The sequence below is a fragment of the Pseudomonas sp. 10S4 genome (assembly GCF_034344865.1).
Taxonomy (GTDB): Bacteria; Pseudomonadota; Gammaproteobacteria; order Pseudomonadales; family Pseudomonadaceae; genus Aquipseudomonas.
The window spans coordinates 5,235,258-5,254,251 of sequence record NZ_CP133774.1 but is presented as its reverse complement, the minus strand read 5'-3'; the positions used below and the strand labels follow the sequence as shown (position 1 = coordinate 5,254,251).

Annotated in this window: 12 protein-coding genes and 2 pseudogenes; 6 read left to right on the top strand and 8 right to left on the bottom strand. The window is 58.8% G+C overall.

Features of this window, described 5'->3' with window-relative positions:
* Positions 1-25: 25 nt before the first annotated feature.
* The 3 genes from RHM58_RS24650 to RHM58_RS24640 all read right to left on the bottom strand — a co-directional run bounded on the left by RHM58_RS24650 (position 26) and on the right by RHM58_RS24640 (position 6,042).
* Positions 26-2,473, bottom strand: coding sequence for an autotransporter outer membrane beta-barrel domain-containing protein (locus RHM58_RS24650; protein WP_322268420.1), 2,448 nt, complete (start codon positions 2,471-2,473; stop codon positions 26-28).
* A 351-nt stretch (positions 2,474-2,824) separates the two neighbouring features.
* Complete coding sequence (locus RHM58_RS24645) at positions 2,825-4,963, bottom strand: hypothetical protein (protein WP_322268419.1); 2,139 nt, start codon at positions 4,961-4,963, stop codon at positions 2,825-2,827.
* A gap of 206 nt (positions 4,964-5,169) precedes the next feature.
* Positions 5,170-6,042: a hypothetical protein gene (locus RHM58_RS24640; RefSeq protein WP_322268418.1), complete on the bottom strand. Its 873-nt coding sequence runs from the start codon at positions 6,040-6,042 to the stop codon at positions 5,170-5,172.
* Between the two features lie 271 nt (positions 6,043-6,313).
* Here RHM58_RS24640 and RHM58_RS24635 point away from each other — a divergent pair, with 271 nt between their 5' ends.
* From RHM58_RS24635 to RHM58_RS24615, 5 genes are all read left to right on the top strand, one after another.
* Positions 6,314-7,339: a LacI family DNA-binding transcriptional regulator gene (locus tag RHM58_RS24635; protein ID WP_322268417.1), complete on the top strand. Its 1,026-nt coding sequence runs from the start codon at positions 6,314-6,316 to the stop codon at positions 7,337-7,339.
* Between the two features lie 169 nt (positions 7,340-7,508).
* Positions 7,509-8,291, top strand: a complete 783-nt coding sequence (locus RHM58_RS24630) for a sugar phosphate isomerase/epimerase family protein (protein WP_322268416.1) — start codon at positions 7,509-7,511, stop codon at positions 8,289-8,291.
* Positions 8,284-9,258 carry a sugar kinase gene (locus RHM58_RS24625; protein WP_201255412.1) on the top strand — a complete coding sequence of 325 codons (975 nt, stop codon included), beginning with the start codon at positions 8,284-8,286 and terminating at the stop codon, positions 9,256-9,258. The genes RHM58_RS24630 and RHM58_RS24625 overlap by 8 nt, the downstream gene beginning before the upstream one ends.
* Before the next feature lie 122 nt (positions 9,259-9,380).
* Positions 9,381-10,679, top strand: coding sequence for an MFS transporter (locus RHM58_RS24620; RefSeq protein ID WP_322268415.1), 1,299 nt, complete (start codon positions 9,381-9,383; stop codon positions 10,677-10,679).
* A 21-nt stretch (positions 10,680-10,700) separates the two neighbouring features.
* A complete protein-coding gene (locus RHM58_RS24615) occupies positions 10,701-11,678 on the top strand; it encodes an NAD(P)-dependent oxidoreductase (RefSeq protein ID WP_322268414.1) in 978 nt (325 codons plus the stop codon).
* Between the two features lie 118 nt (positions 11,679-11,796).
* On the opposite strand, the gene RHM58_RS24610 is transcribed toward RHM58_RS24615, so the two are convergent.
* The 5 genes and pseudogenes from RHM58_RS24610 to RHM58_RS24595 all read right to left on the bottom strand — a co-directional run bounded on the left by RHM58_RS24610 (position 11,797) and on the right by RHM58_RS24595 (position 17,405).
* Positions 11,797-12,984 carry a pyridoxal phosphate-dependent aminotransferase gene (locus RHM58_RS24610; RefSeq protein WP_201255409.1) on the bottom strand — a complete coding sequence of 396 codons (1,188 nt, stop codon included), beginning with the start codon at positions 12,982-12,984 and terminating at the stop codon, positions 11,797-11,799.
* Between the two features lie 40 nt (positions 12,985-13,024).
* Entirely contained in the window at positions 13,025-13,888 is an 864-nt protein-coding gene (locus tag RHM58_RS34115) for a methyl-accepting chemotaxis protein (protein WP_416195338.1), read from the bottom strand.
* Positions 13,883-14,650, bottom strand: a pseudogene (locus tag RHM58_RS34110) (MCP four helix bundle domain-containing protein); the annotation flags it as partial. The gene RHM58_RS34115 and the pseudogene RHM58_RS34110, both read right to left, overlap by 6 nt.
* A 358-nt stretch (positions 14,651-15,008) precedes the next feature.
* A pseudogene (locus tag RHM58_RS24600) lies at positions 15,009-16,152 on the bottom strand (glycerate kinase).
* 140 nt (positions 16,153-16,292) lie between these two features.
* A complete protein-coding gene (locus tag RHM58_RS24595) occupies positions 16,293-17,405 on the bottom strand; it encodes a sugar diacid recognition domain-containing protein (protein ID WP_201203797.1) in 1,113 nt (370 codons plus the stop codon).
* 169 nt (positions 17,406-17,574) lie between these two features.
* On the opposite strand from RHM58_RS24595, the gene RHM58_RS24590 reads away from it, so the two are divergent.
* Positions 17,575-18,885: an MFS transporter gene (locus RHM58_RS24590; RefSeq protein ID WP_201203798.1), complete on the top strand. Its 1,311-nt coding sequence runs from the start codon at positions 17,575-17,577 to the stop codon at positions 18,883-18,885.
* Positions 18,886-18,994: the final 109 nt, after the last annotated feature.

Sequence of the window (18,994 nt, the reverse complement as noted above, 5' to 3'; positions counted from 1 at the left end):
AGCTATTTTCAGGACTGGGCACCTCTTAAAATCGTATATGAGCCCCAATGTTCACGCCATAGTCTTTTGTCACACTATCGCCCTTGCTGGTATCCAGTTCTGCGTGGAGTTGCCAGCGGTCGTTCAGCGTCCAAGAAACACCCGCGCCCAGTTCAAGACGATTGCCGGACAAGTCATTATTGAACTTGTTGTCGTTGACGCGAACTTCGTTATTTCTGGCAAACTCACGTACTACGGCGGCAGTGAGATGAGGTTGAAGTTTGCTTCCATTGGCCAGGGTCATACTACGTCCCGCATTCATGCCCGCTTTCCCGAGCATGGACCGTGTGGTATTGGCATCCGCACGCAGACCATTGTCGAGGCTGTAGTCCTTGCCTTGCACCGCGGCCACCTGCCATTGGGTGAATGGCTCAATGTAGTAATCCGAATCCAGCTCAATGTGTTTACCGAATTCCACCGACGCACTGGCGCCCAGGTTGTTGTAATTCCCCTTGGTTTGGGTGCCGTCGCTCATCGTGACCTTCGCATCGTTGCGGAAATGGTTGAGCTTGGCCACGGTATCCAGGTAGTAACCACTGTCACCCAGCCAGGTGCCATACATACCGAGCGATGTGCTGCCAATTTCCCCAGAGCTGCCACGGCTCAAATCCAGATTGGATTTGCTATAGCCGGCAAATGCGCCGAGCAACACCCGCTCGCCAGCGATCTGCACCGGCGTATCAACCCCCATCGAAATGCCGGACTGGGTTTGACTATAACCACCACCATAGGCGTTACCGCCGATGCTGTAGCGACTACCAAAACTGCGAACCCAACCACCGGTCTGCCCGCCGTTGACCCGCAGGTCACCCATACGGTTGTTCAACGTGGCCATTTCGCCGTAGATCACGGTGGGGGCTGTGCCAAATATCGCCAAAACCGAGCGGGTCGGGGTGCTGACAACCTCCCTGTCGGGCTGCAAATACCAATCCTCACCCTCCTTGACCAGGCCATAGGTGAACGCGCCGACATCGACCGGGCCGTTAACCAGCCCAAAATGGGCACTACCACCCGTGGTTTGTACGACTTTAATCGGCGCATCGCTCACCGGATCGGCACCACTGCTCGCCACCAGCAACTGATGATTGCCTGATGCGCTGCCCGTGACGTTCAACAGATCCGTGATGCGTTGTTTGAAGTCGGTGTTCATCTCGAACGTGCCATTGCCAGACAGGTTCGCGACGTCTAACTGAAAATATTCCTGATTGCTGCCAAACCGCACTCGGCCGCCATTAAGCGTGAGGTTATTGACCGACTGGCTGTCAGTCATTTGCCACAGAGCCTGGTTGCTGATGGAAAAGTTGGCAACGTTATTGACCTGGCCGGTCAAACTCGCACCATTGTCCAGCGTCAGGCTGGATGCCGAGCCCGACGCCGCTGTGACGTTACCGGTCATGTTGCTCAGATGGTTCAGCGTTGCGGCGCCAATGTCTTGCAGGTTACCCGTCAGCGTCGAGCCGTTGTCGATCAAAACACTGTCCGCCCCCAGTACATTGCCGCGCATCTGTGCCTGATTGTTCAGCGTCGTACTGCCAATGTCTTGCAGGTTGCCCGTCAGTGTCGAGCGATTGTCGATCACGACACTGTCCGCCCCCAGCACATTGCCGCGCATCTGTGCCTGATTGTTGAGCGTGGCGGTGTTGACGTTTTGCATGTCACCGGTAAGCGATGCGTTATTTTGCAAGGTCACGGTCCCGGAACTGCCCTGATCGACCACGACATTGCCCGTCAAGGCACTGTTATCGACCAGCAGCGTCGCCGAAGCACCGTTGCTGACTTGCAGCGCTGTGTTGTTGCCGCTGACCAGTGTCGAGCCGTTGCGAACCTCGATATTGGCGCGGGCCTGAGTGGTTTGGGGAGCGTTGCCGATTACTATGCTCGAACCTGTCGTGCCTTCCACTCGAGTGCTGTCCAAGATGATGGTGCTCGGTGACACGCTGGCGGCAACCGTGTCGTTGCCAACGATAATACCGTTCTGCCCACCGGTGATGATGCTGCCGCTGGCAGTCAGGGAGCCTTCAAGCAAGCGCACGCCGAAACTCGTCGCGCCCGTGCCCTGTACTGTGGAGTTTTGAACGGAGATATCACTGAAACGGTTGCCTGCAATGCCTCCAAGCAACCCGCGCGCCGTACTGTTGTTGCTCAAGCTGATCCGCGAGCCACCAGGGCTTTGTACATTTCGCAGGCCCGATATACCGATGCCGACGTTGCTGATCACGGTGGTGTTGTTTAGCAATGCCGTAGCACTGCTCAAGGAAATACCTTGTCCCGACGCAGAGTTGACTGTCGAGCTGGTCAGGTTGACGGTGCTGCCGGCCGCGGCGGCGATATTCAATGTTTGGGCGTTGGTGCCCGTCAGAGAGGCATTATTTTGCAGTTGCCAGGTCTCCACCGCAGTGGAGCCATCAATTGTCTGCGAGGTATTAGGCGGCAAATTAGCCGCTTGGGCAAAGGATGTACCAAGAAGTAGGGTAATGGACGCAGCAAGTGCATCGCCTCTTATCTTGGGAACTGCGATTAACTTCGACGACATAGTAACTTCCTGCGCGAATGCGTCTAGGATGGGCGAACCCTCCGAAACGATTAGTGAATGAGCCGGGCTTGTGAACGGCCGCCAGACTAAGACCTGCCTCCTTCATACGCTGTAGGACAAATCCCTTATTGCGTACGACTTTTCCGAGAGTTGTTTAAGAAATACTAATTTGTATGCCGAAGTAAAATTTCCATCCAATGGGAACAACAAACACATTGTTCCCATTGGCAGGAAATCAGGTTTCCAGTCAAATCAAGGCGATGGTTCCGGACGCTCCTGTTCGCAATACACCAGGCTGGCATTCAACAGCGAGACCGGCAGGGTGACGACTGCCGTAATACCATTCGCCGTATACGCGATACGTGCGTATCGATTGGCTGGACGCTGTGGAGGGGTCCCCGTAGGCGGCAACTGGATGAGTCGGATCCGGGCATAATCCGTGAGAAATATTTCCAGATCTCCCGTCGGCGGCATGTTCTGTGTATCGCTCATTTCGGTGCCAGGAATCAGCGCACCTGCCGGGGTATCTGTCGTGCGCCCTTCAAACGTCACCGCCACTGGTGTCCCAGTCGGAATATTGGGGTCGCGGCGGATTCTGATACGCAGTCGGCGCGGTAGATAGGGTGGAGCTGATCCACCTGGCACAGTCGGATGATCCAGGGATGGACAGTTGACCAGAGTAGCGACCCGTTCAGGTACGAAGATAGGCGCCTGGCCAGGAATATTCAGTAAATACGCCGAAACAATCACCTGTGGTACGGGCAAGTTGATGATGATCGCCGTGACGCTCACATCGGTATCCGGCGTCTGCCGCATCACGTTGTTGCCCCCCGGCAACTCGATGGTCACATAGGCCTTTCTCGGATTACCGTTCGCGATTGTGCCATTGCCCTCATCGCGGATGGTCTGCCATGGCAGCGGACAGGTCACAGGGGTGGTTTGTCCGGCCGTTGGGCTGCGAACGCCCACTTCCTTGCCTTGATAATAAAACGTATAGATTTCGCGACCGGTAACCGGCCTGGCTGGGCTGGTCCTGATAGGTGCCTGCATTTCTGCATCCAGGCCTGCCTGATCTGGCCCCAGCGTATTCGGAGCGGGGGTTGGAATACCTGCCCCCTGCACGATAACCACCGGTATGTTCGGGTTTTCGAGGTCCGGCAAGTTTGGCTGTTCGGGGCCGGCGTAAGAGAAGTCAACCAGTCCGAATACCGACCTTGAAGTAGGATTGGTTGGAATAGAGCTGCGCTCCAGCTCATACCAGTATTCGAACTCAACTTCGTCCTGGCCATCGTCGCCGTCGAAGACCTCATTCATTTTGTCGTAGTCCAGCACGAAGCGCAGCACGGTCGCGCCGCCGGGGGCGGGAACCGGTTGCTCCGGCACCTGCACCAGGTTGGTGGTGCCCACGGCCTGCATGTAGGGGATGATGCGATCACCTGGCAACCAGGTGCTATGAATATCAATTTCAATCACGGCACGCGAGGGCGGCGGAGCGCCTACGGTCGAGAGCGTAATGGGAGTACGACCATCTGCCCCGGTCACCGGAATCCTTGGTACGTTGAGTAGGGGAGCTGGTGCTCTGACCACTTGAAACAGTAGGTTGATCTGAGAGTTATTACTGATATTGCCAGGAGCATCCTGGAGGTCGTAGGCATAATAAAAACGGCCATCGCTCAACCCCCTGAGGAAGGTCAAGGGCACGTTGACAACACCACCGGCATTTAATGGTCCTGCATATGCCGGTGTTTCGGCGCGCATGGCCGGATAATTCGTCTGTTCGGAAATATAGACCGTCGCTTGATCCAGGCCCGCTTCAAACTTTGTATAGGTCGTGGAGATGACCAGGTTCAAGCCACCAGCGTTGGCAGGGTCATTAAGCCAAGCGTCATTAATGACGCTTGGCACTGGCGGTGTGCTGGGTAGCAGGGCTGGCGGCCGGGTTCCCGTGCGATTGCCAGCTCCCGGTTGCCGCTGCCAGGGGGCTGTCAGATCGACAAAAATCAAGGTGTGTGGGTTTGATGTGTCGGGGTTGCCACTGGGTTCATAAACAACAAACGCCAGTTCCCATCCCACATAGTTACCCGCTGCGTCGAACCGATCGGCGAGCCTGCTGACATCGACTGTGAACGAGAGTGGAAAGGTCCACACGCCTCCTGGTTCGGTTGCCTTATCCTTACTGGCAACGACGAAAACAGGAGAATCAGGGATGGGAGACCCGCCAGGTGGAAACATTTGAAGTTCTACACGCGTTGAATCCGGATCTGCGACCTTAGACAGTTCGACTTCTATGGTGCCATCAACTCTTAATTGTTTGTACGTCAGACGGCCGTCCGCCAAATTATCTATAACTATCGGTTGTTCCGCGAGTACTTCGTTCACTTTCTGATTCATTTGAGTTTCTCCATCGGTGAGTTCATTGCCGATCTGTACATGCGCTTACTTCATGGAGAACTACGCGACTTCAAACTGCATACTCCGAGAGCTGAATAGTTATTCAGCACCCTGTACGACATTCGGCATGGATGTCGTGCAAGGTTTGTAAGGTATAAAATGCTCACGCGTACTTGTTTGTCTATTTACTTGCGTTGCCCAGTTGTTCAGGGATAAGGATCAAAGTTCGCATCACACAACCCCTCCCCCGATACTTTACGATCGATTTTCACGGTATCTGTTCGTGAGCGACCCAATGGGACGCCGTTTCGGTACAAGGTATAAAAGGCCTGCGCCGAACCGAATGTAATGGGTTCGATGTATTGAATATACTTGTCGCTGTCCACCACAAAAATGAACCCGGTTGGAGAGTTGGCCTCTGCCTGGGTCAAAAACTTGGAGAACCGCCCCGCTGTGCCCGGAATGGGTTCGGTACCGTTCAGGCTCCTGAAACCCTCCCAGTCCAGAATGAATTCGTCATTGACGTTAAAGCGTCCGGGTTGAGCGGGTATATGCAACAACACCCTTACCCATATCCGGGGCACAACTCTGCAGTTCAGGTATCCCCGAATTTCGAATTCACCGTTATGGGACGACTCCACTGTAAATTTCGGTGCCAGCAGATTGACGACAACGGGAGGGCTGACGGTGAACCGTTGTGGCACGGATGAGTCCTCATTCCCGTTATCACCCAGCGTCACGCGATATTTCAATTGGATTTGACCGGCACGCTGCAAGTACTGAGCAGGCAATGTAATCGATGAGGGAAACGCGATCGGTACAGGAAACGGATTGCTGTAGAACAGGACTTCCGCCGTGGCACCTGGCTCAAGTACCCATATTTCCAACAGATCGTTGCGTCCAGCGATGGTAGAGGGCGTCCAGGGTGGAATCCTCAGTATCGCGCCGGTGGTGGAGGCTCCCGGAGGAATCAGCTGCAGCGGATCGCCAGGATTGACGCCATCAATCGTCAGCGGCAATGCCAGCACACCGCCGCCGGATAACGTTGCAGCGCTACTTGAATCTTCTTTAGAAACCATCTGCGTCACTCCGTCATATCGGCTTTTGTGCGTATCTCCAAAGCCTTTGTTTTCCTGTTCCTCTGGTAGGAAATTAGACGGTCAAACGCAGATGCTGCCTACTGTCAGATCTGACAGGTTTCCCGACCGCTTGTCGGCTGTCGTCCAGTTTTTGAGTGAATCTGCACCAAAGCAAGCTTGACGAAGACCTACCTTGTGAGGTTTCCTGAAACCGGTTTCAGACGAATACGAACTGGAACTCAAATAATTCCAATAACAAGGTCGCCCAGCCGTGAACGATTTCTCCGCCGCCCAGCGCAGCCGCGTCACCATGCTCGATGTCGCCGAACACGCGGGCGTGTCCAAGGCCAGCGTGTCGCGCTTTATCGGCGACGACCGCGCGCTGCTCTCCGATGCCACTGCCTTGCGCATCGAGCAAGCCATCAGCGAGTTGGGCTATCGCCCCAACCAAATGGCCCGTGGCCTTAAACGCGGGCGAACTCGCCTGATTGGCATGCTGGTGGCCGATATCCGTAACCCTTATTCGATTGCCGTGATGCATGGCGTGGAAACCGCTTGCCGCCAGCACGGCTACAGCTTGGTGGTGTGCAACACCGATCGCGATGACGAGCAGGAACGTCAGCACTTGGCGTTGCTGCGCTCGTACAACATCGAAGGCTTGATCGTGAACACCTTGGGTCATCACCGCGATGAACTGCGCGAACTGCATCGGGAAATGCCGCTGGTATTGGTAGACCGCAAGGTTGAGCAACTCGAGAGCGACCTGGTCGGGCTGGATAATCCGGCCGCCGTTGAACTGGCCCTCGCCCACCTTGAAGAGCGCGGTTACCGCGATGTGTTGCTGGTGACTGAACCGTTTGACGGGACCAGTTCGCGGATCGAGCGGGTGAGCAGTTTCAAGGCGCAGATTCAGCAACGCCCTGCGCTACAAGGGGCTGTGGTCGAAACCGGCAGCGACCTGACCTCACATTTGAAAACCTTCCTCGATGCACCCGGCCCGGGGCCGAAAGCGCTGTTCTGTGCCAACGGGATTGCGGCGCTGGCCAGTACCCATGCGTTGCGTGAATTGGGCTGCAAGTTGTTCGAGGATGTCGGGCTGATTGCCCTCGATGATCTGGATTGGTATCCGTTGGTAGGCAGCGGGATTACCGCCCTCGCCCAGCCGACGGCGGAGATTGGTGCGAGTGCGTTTGAGTGTTTGCTCAAACGGTTGCGCGGGGATATCGGGCCGGTGCGGACGGTGGATTTTGCGGCGCGGTTGGTGGTGCGTGGGTCGACGCTTGGGGATTTTCAGTGAATGTTCCGGCCTCTTCGCGAGCAAGCCCGCTCCCACATTGGATCGGCGGCGTACACAAATCCCTTGTGGGAGCGGGATTGCTCGCGAAGGCGTCCTTGAAAACGCCGCCCGCTTGAAGGCAATCCCTTTTTTTGAACAAAAATGAAACCGGTTTCAGAGGTAGATAACAATGAATAAACCACCCGTTTCCATCAGCCTGTCGAGCTACGGCGCCGACCTGGTCCGTCAACTCGGTCAAGGCAGTTTTGTCGACGTATTGGCCGCCGCCGGCGCCACGCGCATCGAATGGCGCGAAGAGTTGTTGACGGTTGAAGACCCGACGCAACTGGCCGACGCCACCCAGGCCCAAGGCCTGGAAAGCGTCTACTCCTCGCCCACCGAGCTGTGGCTCGCCGGTCAATCGAAACCCAATCCCGAGCTGGCCATAACCCTGCAACGGGCCCAAACATTCGGCGCCAAATGGCTGAAAGTCTCCCTCGGCTACTTCACCGACAACAACGATCTCCAGGCGTTGGCGCGGCAGCTGAGCCAGAGCCCGGTGCAACTGCTGGTCGAAAACGACCAGACCTTGCACGGCGGCCGCATCGAACCGTTCCAGCGTTTCTTCAATGAAGTCGAGCAGCACAACCTGCCGATCAAAATGACCTTCGACATCGGCAACTGGCAATGGCAGGACCAGTCCGCCGCCAGCGCCGCGCGGTTGCTCGGTCGGCATGTCGGTTACGTGCATTGCAAAGCGGTGGTCCGCCGGGCCGACGGTAAATTGGTGGCGATACCGCCCGGCGCCGCCGACCTGCATTTATGGGAACAACTGCTGCGGCATATGGCCCAAGGCGTAATGCGGGCGGCGGAATATCCGCTGCAAGGCGATGACCTGGTGCAACTGACCACCGAGCATGTCGCCACCCTCGCCCGCCTCGGTCAATCACGGTTGGAGAGCACGCATGTCTGAGATCGATATTCTGTCGTTCGGCGAAACCATGGCGATGTTCGTCGCCGAGCAGAACGGCGACCTGGCCGAGGTTGGCCATTTTCATAAACGCATTGCCGGGGCCGACAGCAACGTCGCCATCGGCTTGTCGCGACTGGGGTTCAACGTTACCTGGCTGAGCCGGGTCGGCGCTGATTCCCTGGGTCGCTTTGTGATCGATACGCTGGAGAAAGAAGGCCTGGATTGCCGCCATGTCGCTATCGACCCGGCGCACCCCACCGGGTTTCAGCTCAAGTCGCGTACCGATGATGGCAGCGACCCGGTGGTCGAATATTTCCGCCGTGGTTCGGCAGCCAGCCATTTGTCGGTGCAGTCGATTACCACGCAACTGCTCAACGCCCGGCACTTGCACGCCACCGGCATTCCGCCGGCACTGTCGGCCAGCGCTCGGGAAATGTCCTTCGAATTAATGACCCGCATGCGCGCGGCCGGTCGCAGCGTGTCTTTCGACCCGAACCTGCGCCCGAGCCTGTGGGCCAGCGAGCAACAGATGATTACCGAGATCAACCGCCTCGCCGCCCTCGCCCATTGGGTGCTGCCGGGTTTGAGCGAGGGTCGTTTGCTGACCGGGTTTGAAGACCCGGCGGACATTGCGGCGTTTTACCTCGACCAAGGTGCCGAAGCCGTGGCGATCAAACTCGGGCCGCACGGCGCTTATTACCGCACACATCTGGATCAGGGTTTTGTGGCTGGCGTACCGGTGCAAACGGTTGTCGATACTGTCGGGGCTGGCGATGGCTTTGCCGTAGGGATGATCAGCGCTCTGCTGGAAAACCACAGTTTTGCCGACGCCGTGAAGCGCGCCAACTGGATTGGCAGTCGTGCAGTGCAGAGTCGGGGGGATATGGAGGGATTGCCGACCCGCCGTGAGTTACCCGCCGAGTTTCAGGACGCCATTCGCGAGCAAGCTTCGCTACTACAGGGTTAGCACATCTCCTGTAGGAGCGAACGGTGCGACGATTCGACTTGCTCGCGAAGAGGCCCGCCCAACCACTGAAGATTTAAACCGTTACCTGCTGCGACAAAAACAACAAGCTCAGGAGCACCATCATGAAAACTGCAACACTCGCCGCCCGCCGCTGGTGGTACATCATGCCCATCGTATTCATCACCTACAGCCTGGCGTACCTCGACCGCTCGAATTACAGTCTGGGCGCCGCCGCGGGGATGGCGAAAGACCTCAACATCACGGCCAGCGCCTCGGCCTTCCTTGCAGCCCTGTTCTTCCTCGGCTACTTCTTCTTCCAGGTGCCGAGCGCGAGTTACGCGCAACGGCGGAGCGCGAAGAAGCTGATCTTCTACGCGCTGATCCTGTGGGGCATCCTGGCCAGCTGCATCGGCATCGTCACGAACATCTGGGTGCTATTCGTCATCCGGTTCGCGATCGGAATCGTCGAGGCGGCCATCATGCCCGCGATGCTCATCCTGCTCAGTAACTGGTTCACCAGCGGCGAACGCTCCAAAGCCAACACCTTCCTGATCCTCGGCAACCCGGTCACGGTGCTGTGGATGTCCGTCGTCTCGGCCTACCTCGTCAGCAGCGTTGGCTGGCGCTGGATGTTCATCATCGAGGGTCTGCCGGCGGTGATCTGGGCGTTTATCTGGTGGCGTCTGGCCGATGAGCGTCCAGCCCAGGCCAAGTGGCTCAGCGACCAGGAAAAACAAGACCTGGAAAGCGCCTTGGCCGCCGAACAGGTTGGCATCAAAGCCGTGAAGAACTACGCCGAAGCCTTCCGCTCGCCGAAAGTGATCGTGCTGGCCTTGCAGTTTTTCTGCTGGAGCATTGGCGTCTACGGTTTTGTGCTGTGGCTGCCGTCGATCCTCAAGGCTGGTTTGCAGATGGACATGGTCGAAGCCGGCTGGCTCTCGGCGCTGCCGTACCTGGCAGCGGTGATCGGCATGCTTGCGGTGTCCTGGGGCTCGGATAAATTGCAGAAGCGCAAACGCTTTGTGTGGCCGCCGCTGCTCATCGCCTCGATTGCGTTCTACGGCTCTTACGCGTTGGGCGCTGAACACTTCTGGTGGTCCTACACCTTGCTGGTGATCGCCGGCGCCTGCATGTACGCACCTTACGGGCCGTTTTTTGCGATCGTCCCGGAGATCCTGCCGGCCAACGTTGCCGGTGGCGCCATGGCGCTGATCAATAGCATGGGCGCACTTGGCTCGTTTGGCGGTTCTTATCTGGTCGGCTATTTGAACAGCACCACCGGTTCGCCCGGCGCGTCGTATCTGTTGATGAGCGGCGCGTTGATGCTCTCGGTGGTGCTGACGATTTTCCTCAAGCCCGGCGCCAGTGACCGGGTCGTGGCCAAGGCTGTTGTGAAACGGCCGATGGCTGCTCACCCTTGAATTGAAGTTGAGACGATGACGATGAAAAAGCAGGTTGTGCTGTACAAGAAACTCTCGCCGCTGCTGATGGCTCGCTTGCATGAGCAGACCGACGTGACCCTGATCGAAAGCCTGGATGCCGAGGGCCTCGCCAAGTTGCGCGCGGCCCTGCCCCAGGCTCAGGGCTTGCTGGGTGCGAGTCTGAAACTGGACGCTGCATTGCTCGACCTCGCACCGAATCTGGAAGCGATTGCCAGCGTCTCGGTGGGCGTCGACAACTACGACATCAATTACCTGACCGAACGACGGGTCCTGCTCAGCAACACTCCCGACGTGCTGACCGAAACCACGGCCGACACCGGTTTCGCGCTGATCCTGGCCACCGCCCGACGCGTAGTAGAACTGGCCAACCTGGTTCGCGCCGGCCAGTGGAGCCGCAACATCGGCCCAGCGCAGTTTGGCACCGATGTGCACGGCAAGACGCTGGGCATCATCGGCATGGGCCGCATCGGTGAAGCGCTGGCCCAGCGTGGGCATTTCGGGTTTGGCATGCCGGTGATTTATCACAGCCACTCGCCGAAACCGGCTGTCGAACAGCGCTTCAATGCGCAATACCGCACCCTGCCCGAGCTGTTGCAGCAAGCGGATTTTGTCTGCCTGACCTTGCCGCTGACCGCTGAAACCGAAGGGTTGATTGGCGCCGAACAGTTCGCCTTGATGGGCCCTGAAACGATCTTTATCAATATTTCACGGGGCAAAGTGGTGGACGAAGCAGCGCTGATCCAGGCGTTGCAGGACGGGAAAATTCGCGCGGCCGGGCTGGATGTGTTTGAGCGAGAGCCGCTGAACCAGGATTCGCCGTTGATGCAGTTGAACAACGTGGTGGCGACGCCGCACATTGGTTCGGCGACCCATGAAACGCGGGAAGCGATGGCCAAGTGTGCGGTGGACAATCTGCTGATGGCGTTGGCGGGTGAGCGGCCGGTGAATCTGGTGAATGCCGAGGCGTGGAAGGCTTAAGAAATTTGGTGCCTGTCAGGGCGCCTTCGCGGGCAAGCCTCGCTCCTACAGGGGGATGCGTATCCTTGTAGGAGCGAGGCTTGCCCGCGAAGAGGCCCTCAAACCCACCACATTTCCGTCAGGCCCGCCGAGCCTCAAGCAGATCCGCCGCACACAGCGCAATCCGCCGACACGCATCCGCCAGTTTCACCTGATCCACCACCAACCCAAGTCGAATATGCCCTGCCGCACTCGGCCCGAACGCCTCGCCCGCCAGCACCGACACCCCATACCCTTCCAGCAACCGCTCGGCAAACCCTTGGGCACACAGCCCCGTCTGGCGTACATCGACCATCACGAACATCCCGCCATCAGGCTTGATCGGCCGGATGCCAGGGCACGTGCTCAATCGTGCGCACACCAGGTCCCGGCGCTGGCGATATTCTTCACGCATTTGCGCCACTTCCGGCAAGTCCCCGTCCAGTGCAACTTGCGCAGCGTTCTGCACAAAATCCGGAATCCCAAACAGCATGCACAACGACAGGTGCACCAAGTGTTCGGCCAAGGGTTTTGGACCGATCACCCAACCGACCCGCCAACCGCTCATGGCGTGGGATTTTGACAGGCTATTAATGGTCGCGGTGCGCTCGGCCATGCCGGGCAAACTGGCCGGGCTGATGTGCTCACCTTCGTACAGCAAGTCGCTATAGACCTCATCGCTGATCAGCCACAAGTCGTGACGAACGCAGAGCACCGCCAGTTCCTGCCAGATCAACAATGGAAGGCTGGCACCAGACGGATTGTTTGGGCTGTTGAGCAGAATCACCCGGGTTTTGGGGGTGATCAGCGCCGCGACATCGGCCGGATCCACCCGAAAACCATTCTCCGGACGCACCGCCACCGGAACCACTTTTGCCCCGCAGGCCCCGAAAACACCTTCGTAAGTGACATACATCGGTTCGGCGACGATCACTTCATCGCCCGGATCGAGCAGGCATTGCGCTACCGAATACACCGCGCATTGCGCACCCGGTAACACGATCACATGCCCGGCATCCACCGCCTGACCGCTGCGTCTCCGATGCCGGCTGGCGATGCTGTTACGCAGCGCCCGGGTGCCGCGTACGTCGGAGTAATGAGTGTCGCCGGCCAGCAGGCTGTCGATCGCAGCCTGCACAATAAGCTTGGGCGTATCGAAATCCGGATCGCCCACCGACAGCAGCAGCACATCAACGCCCTGCTCGCGCAACTCCAGCGCTCGATCATGAATCTGCCAGGCCGCCGCTCCGTCACCGGCGATGCGTTGGGTCAGGGCTGAATAGCGCATGTACTTCTCCTATCGCGCGTGTTCCAGTCACAACCCTATCTCAAATTACAAATCGCGCCACCATCGCATTCAAATCCACCGCCAAACGCGACAGTTCATGCGTCGCGGTGCTGGTCTGGTTGGCACCGGCGGCGGACTGGATAGCCAGGTCACGAATGTTGACCAGGTTGCGATCGACTTCGCGGGACACCTGGGCCTGTTCTTCCGAAGCACTGGCGATGACCAGGTTGCGCTCGTTGATCATATGGATCGATTGGGTGATCTGCTCCAACGCAACCCCGGCGGCGCGGGCCAATTCCAGGGTGCTGTGGGTGCGCTGATTGCTTTGCTGCATCGAGGAGACTGCTTCACCGGTGCCGTTCTGAATGCCGGCGACCATTTTTTCGATTTCCTGGGTCGATTGCGCGGTGCGGTGGGCCAGCGCCCGAACTTCGTCTGCCACCACCGCGAAACCACGTCCGGCTTCACCGGCACGAGCCGCTTCGATTGCGGCGTTGAGCGCCAGCAAGTTGGTTTGCTCGGCGATGGCGCGGATCACGTCCAGTACCTTGCCGATGTCGCGACCCTGAGCCGCCAGGCCTTCGATCATCACCGAGGTGTTTTGCACGTCGTGGGTCATAGTCTGGATCGCGTCAACGGTTTCCACCACGCGGTTGCGACCTTCACGGGCAGCCTGGGTCGACTGGTTCGAGGCTTCGGAGGTCGACACCGCGTTGCGTGCCACTTCTTCGACGGCGGCGGTCATTTCATTGACTGCAGTGGCGGCCTGTTCGATTTCGTTGTTCTGCTGTTGCAGGCCGCGCGAGGCTTCTTCGGTGACTGCACTGAGCTCTTCAGCGGCGGCACCCAACTGAGTGGCGGAACCGGCGATCTGCTCGATGGTTTTGCGCAGGTTGGCTTGCATGACCGACAAAGCGCCGAGCAGGCGGGACGGTTCATCCTTGCCATCGATTTCGATGGTTTTGGTCAAGTTGCCGCCAGCAATGGTTTCGGCTGCCTGCACGGCACGGTTCAACGGTTCGACGATGCTGCGGGTCAGCAACCAGGCCAGCAGCACAGTCATCAGGGCCGCGACCACGGAGACGGCGATGATGCCGTTGGTGGCAAAGGCGTACTGATCGCGAGCCTCGGCATCGGCAGCCGTTGCATCGGCCTTGTTGATGGCGATCAGTTTATTCAACTGCTCGCCCATCAGGTCGGTGCCGTCCTTGATCCGTGTATTGATCAGGGTGTGCATGTCTTCAACCTTGTTCTGGCGTGAGAGATCCATCATCTCGCGCTGGGCTTGCAGGTAGTTGTCCAGCGTGGCAGCGAACGTCTTGTACAAAGCCGCCTCTTCGCCGCCCGCAGGCAGTGCCGCGTAACTTGCCTGCGCCTGCTTGACCTTGTCCACCAACACCGAGATCCGGGTATCAGCGTCCTGCAACGAGGCCGTATCACGGTTGATCAAAATACGGAACGAGAGAATGCGCAGGCGCAGGACGTTTTCAGTGATGTTGCCCAAAAAACCGACGCTGGGAAGCTGATTGCTTTCCATGTCCACGGACGCCTGTCGGATGAGCGACATACGATTCACGGCAAACACGCCCAGCACGATAACCAGCAAGGCAATGAAGGCGAAACCCAGGAAAGCTCGAGGCGCGATGTTCAGATTACGCAAGGACATAGGATGATTCTCGGTGATTGAGGCTTCGAGCATCCGTGCCGTGATAGCTGTCGGGCGGGCATGGAGGCCGGCCGGATCAGCTTGGCGCTGCAGTTGGAATTGGTTTCGTGCGCGCCTATGAGGGTTATCGGCCGGACTTGAGGTTTTTTTCGGGGCAAGTGGAAATATATTTCAAGGGGTTACGAGTGTTTCAGCGGTGAAACACTCGCATCATGGAAGACACCACTGTTGTGGCGAGGGGGCTTGCCCCGTCCGGCTGCGAAACAGTCGTAAAACCATACGGTGCGGTATGTCAGGGCGATTGTAGGGGGCCGCTTCGCGCCCCAACGGGGCAAGCCCCCTCGCCACAGGGTCGAAGTCAGATTGGCCTGGTTGCGATGCGCCAAACCCGCGCAATATCAGCCGCCCGCTCCCGCAACAACCGCGGCGCCTCGGTACACGCCTGCTCCAGTGTCATTGGCCCGCTCACCAATGCAAATACAGCGTCGATGCCGTGTTCGTACAATGCCTGATAACCCTCACCCAGCGTTCCAGCAATGACAATCACCGGCACACCCTGCTGCCGTGCAATCCGCGCCACACCAAACGGTGTCTTGCCGCGCAAGGTCTGCGCATCGAATCGGCCTTCGCCGGTAATCACCAGGTCCGCACCGTTGACGGCGTCAGCCAGCCCCACCAGTTCGGCGACCACTTCTACACCAGCCTGAAACTGCGCACCGAGAAACGCCTTGGCCGCAAACCCCAGACCACCCGCCGCGCCGCTGCCCGGCTCGTCGCGTACGTCTTTATCGAGTGCCTGTGCGCACAGATCGGCAAAGTGCCCAAGGGCTTGGTCCAGTTGCTGGACCTGCTGCGGTGACGCACCTTTTTGCGGGCCGAAAATCGCCGAGGCGCCGTGGGGACCGCACAGCGGATTGTTGACGTCGGCGGCGATGTCGAAGCGCACTGTGTTCAGGCGTGGATCGATATCACTCAAGTCGATGCGGGCCAGTTGTGCCAGTGCCAAGCCACCGGGGGCGAGAATTTGGCCCTGCGCGTCGAGCAACTTCACGCCCAAGGCTTGCATCGCCCCGGCGCCGCCGTCATTGGTGGCGCTGCCGCCAATCGCCAGGATCACCCGTTGTGCCCCGGCATCCAGCGCGGCGCGGATCAGTTCACCAGTGCCGAACGTGCTGCTAATGCAGGCATCGCGCTGCCCCGGTGGCACCAGTTGCAAGCCGCTCGCTTCAGCCATTTCGATGATCGCTGTGTGGTTGTGTGGCAACCAACCCCAAGCCGCTTCGACCGATGCGCCCAGCGGGCCGCGCACATTGGTGCGACGCAATTCACCGGCGCACGCCGCCAGAATCGACTCGACCGTTCCCTCCCCGCCGTCGGCCATCGGCGCATTTGACCAATTGCGCATCCGGCCAGACCTCGGCCAACCCGAGCGCGATGGCATCGGCTACGCCCTGGGCACTCAGGCTGTCCTTGAACGAATCGGGGGCGATGACGATTTTCATGAGAATTCTCCAGTTCCAATGCCTCCATGCTGCCAGTTGCCCGGAACGATGACGCCGGTCCGCTGCACAAGCGGGTATGGCGTTTATTGTTCATTTATACAAAGTCATTATTGATGGCGTCCTTCCAGTCGCCACATCTCTCAGTCGGTTTGCGGAAGCAGTTGCACACCCAGGTAAAGCGCCAACATCCCATCCAGCCGCAATGGATCAACCCCACTCAGCTCGGCAATCCGCTCCATTCGATAACGCAAACTGTTGCGATGGATGCCCAACGCATCGGCACAGGCCTGGCTCTGGCCGTCGTGGTCGCACCAGCAACGCAATGTCGCCAGCAGTTGGCCGTTGTTGTCCTTGGCGATGACTTTGCGCAACGGCTTGAGCAATTCGTCCAGCGCATCGTCGTTGCGGTGGCGCCAGAGCATCACGGGTAGTCGATAACGGTTCAGCGTCAACAACCGTGAACGCGGCAACACATCGCGCCCATAGGCCAACAAATCCCCGACCCGACGATAGCAACGGCGCAAACCCGGCAACCCATCGGCCTGCCCGCCCACGGCGATACGCAGAATGTTCCAGCCCAGGCCATCGAGTTTTTCCAGCAAGCGTTCATGCTCAATCACCTGATTCGCCGGCCGACACCACAGCAGCGACGACTTGGCCGAACTGACGCACCAACTGTCCGGGTAACGACTGATCAACCAGGCACTAAGGGCTTCGACGGTCTGCCCCGGCCCGTGCTCCATGCCCAACTCAAATAGATACGGCACCCGCGTCAGTTGTGGCTTGAGCCCCAATTGTTGCGCCTCGTCGACCAAGCGCGGCGAATCCCCGGCGTCGGTCAGCAGCAACGCGAGCAAATCATCGCAGCGCTGACGCCGCCATTGCTGCTCGGCCTGTTGGTTGCGCTGGCCCACCAGCATTTCAGCGGTCATGCGCACCAGTTCGGCGTAAGTGCGTAGTTGCTCCGGTTCGCCGGTAATGCCCAGCACGCCGATCAGCCGTTGATCGAGCAACAGCGGCAGGTTAATGCCCGGTTGTACGCCTTTGAGGTGAATCGCCGTTTGTGCGTCGATCTCCACCACCCGCCCGTTGGCCAGCACCAGTTGCGCACCTTCGTGGCGAGTGTTGATCCGCTCGGGCTCGCCGCTGCCGAGGATCAGCCCCTGACTGTCCATGACGTTGACGTTGTAAGGCAGGATGGCCATCGCCCGGTCTACGATGTCCTGGGCCAGGTCGTGATCGAGTTCAAACATTGGGCAAATCCTTGAAAACGTGGTGGGACGGGTTGTTCACCCGCACAGGCCTTGTTGGCAAACCCTGTGCTCAGGCACAAAGACAATCACCCGAAGGGTGGCCGAGACTCACAGGGCGATCAACGTTACCCTTTGCATCGCAAAAAATCATAATAAAGAGAGAGCCGCCATGTCACAGAGCGCCGCAGCTATCCAGGCCATCGCTGACGATAAAAACGCCGTCTACAAACGCATTACCCTGCGTTTGATCCCCTTCATCTTCATCTGCTACCTGTTCAACTACCTCGACCGGGTGAACGTTGGATTTGCCAAACTGCAGATGCTCGACGCACTGAAATTCAGCGAAACCGTGTACGGCCTCGGGGCCGGGATCTTCTTTATTGGCTACGTACTATGCGGCGTGCCGAGCAACCTGGCGCTGACCAGGTTCGGCCCACGGCGCTGGATTGCGCTGATGATGATCGTCTGGGGCTCGCTGTCGACCTGCCTGTTGTTCGTCACCACGCCGACCGAGTTCTACACCTTGCGCTTGTTCACCGGCGCGGCCGAAGCCGGGTTCTTCCCGGGCGTGGTGCTCTATCTTTCGCAGTGGTTCCCGACCTTCCGCCGTGGCCGCATCATGGCGCTGTTCATGTCGGCGATCCCGGTGTCCGGCCTGCTTGGCAGCCCGTTCTCTGGCTGGATTCTTAACCACTTCGGCGCCGGCCACGCAGGTTTGGCGGGCTGGCAGTGGATGTTTTTGCTGCAAGGCATTCCGACGGTAATCCTCGGCGTCCTCGCCTACTTCCTGCTCAGTGACAGTTACGCTAATGCCAAGTGGCTGACCCCGCACGAGCGTTCCGTGCTGGAAGCCGACCACGCTGAAGACTTGGCCAGCAAGCCGAAAACCACCACGGACTCGTTGGCGGCGGTGTTCAAGAACCCGGCGATCTGGGCGTTCGGTCTGATCTACTTCTGCATCCAGAGCGGCGTTTACGCGATCAACTTCTGGCTGCCGTCGATCATCAAGAACCTCGGTTTCAGCGATAACCTGGTAATCGGCTGGTTGAGCGCGATTCCGTACCTGCTGGCGGCAGTGTTTATGTTGCTGGTCGGTCGTTCGGCGGACCTGCGCAAAGAGCGTCGCTGGCACCTGGTGGTGCCGATGCTGATGGGCGCAGTGGGCTTGTTGATCGCGGTGAACTTCGCCACTACGCCGGCGATTGCGATTCTCGGCTTGACCATTGCGACCATGGGCGCCCTCACCGGCCTGCCAATGTTCTGGCCGGTGCCGACAGCGCTGCTGAGCGCGGGCGCGGCGGCGGGTGGTTTGGCGTTGATCAACTCGATGGGGCAGATGGCGGGCTTCCTGAGCCCGTACCTTGTTGGTTGGGTCAAGGACAGTACCGGGTCGACGGATGCGGCGTTGTATCTGTTGGCGGGTGTGATCGTGTGCGGGAGTGTGTTGGCGTTGCGGATGACGCGAACCCTTCGCGCCTGATATTGCGCGGACCAATGTGGGAGCGGGCTTGCTCGCGAATGCGGTGTGTCAGGCAGTATAGATGTCGACTGACATGACCGCTTCGCGAGCAAGCCCGCTCCCACATTTG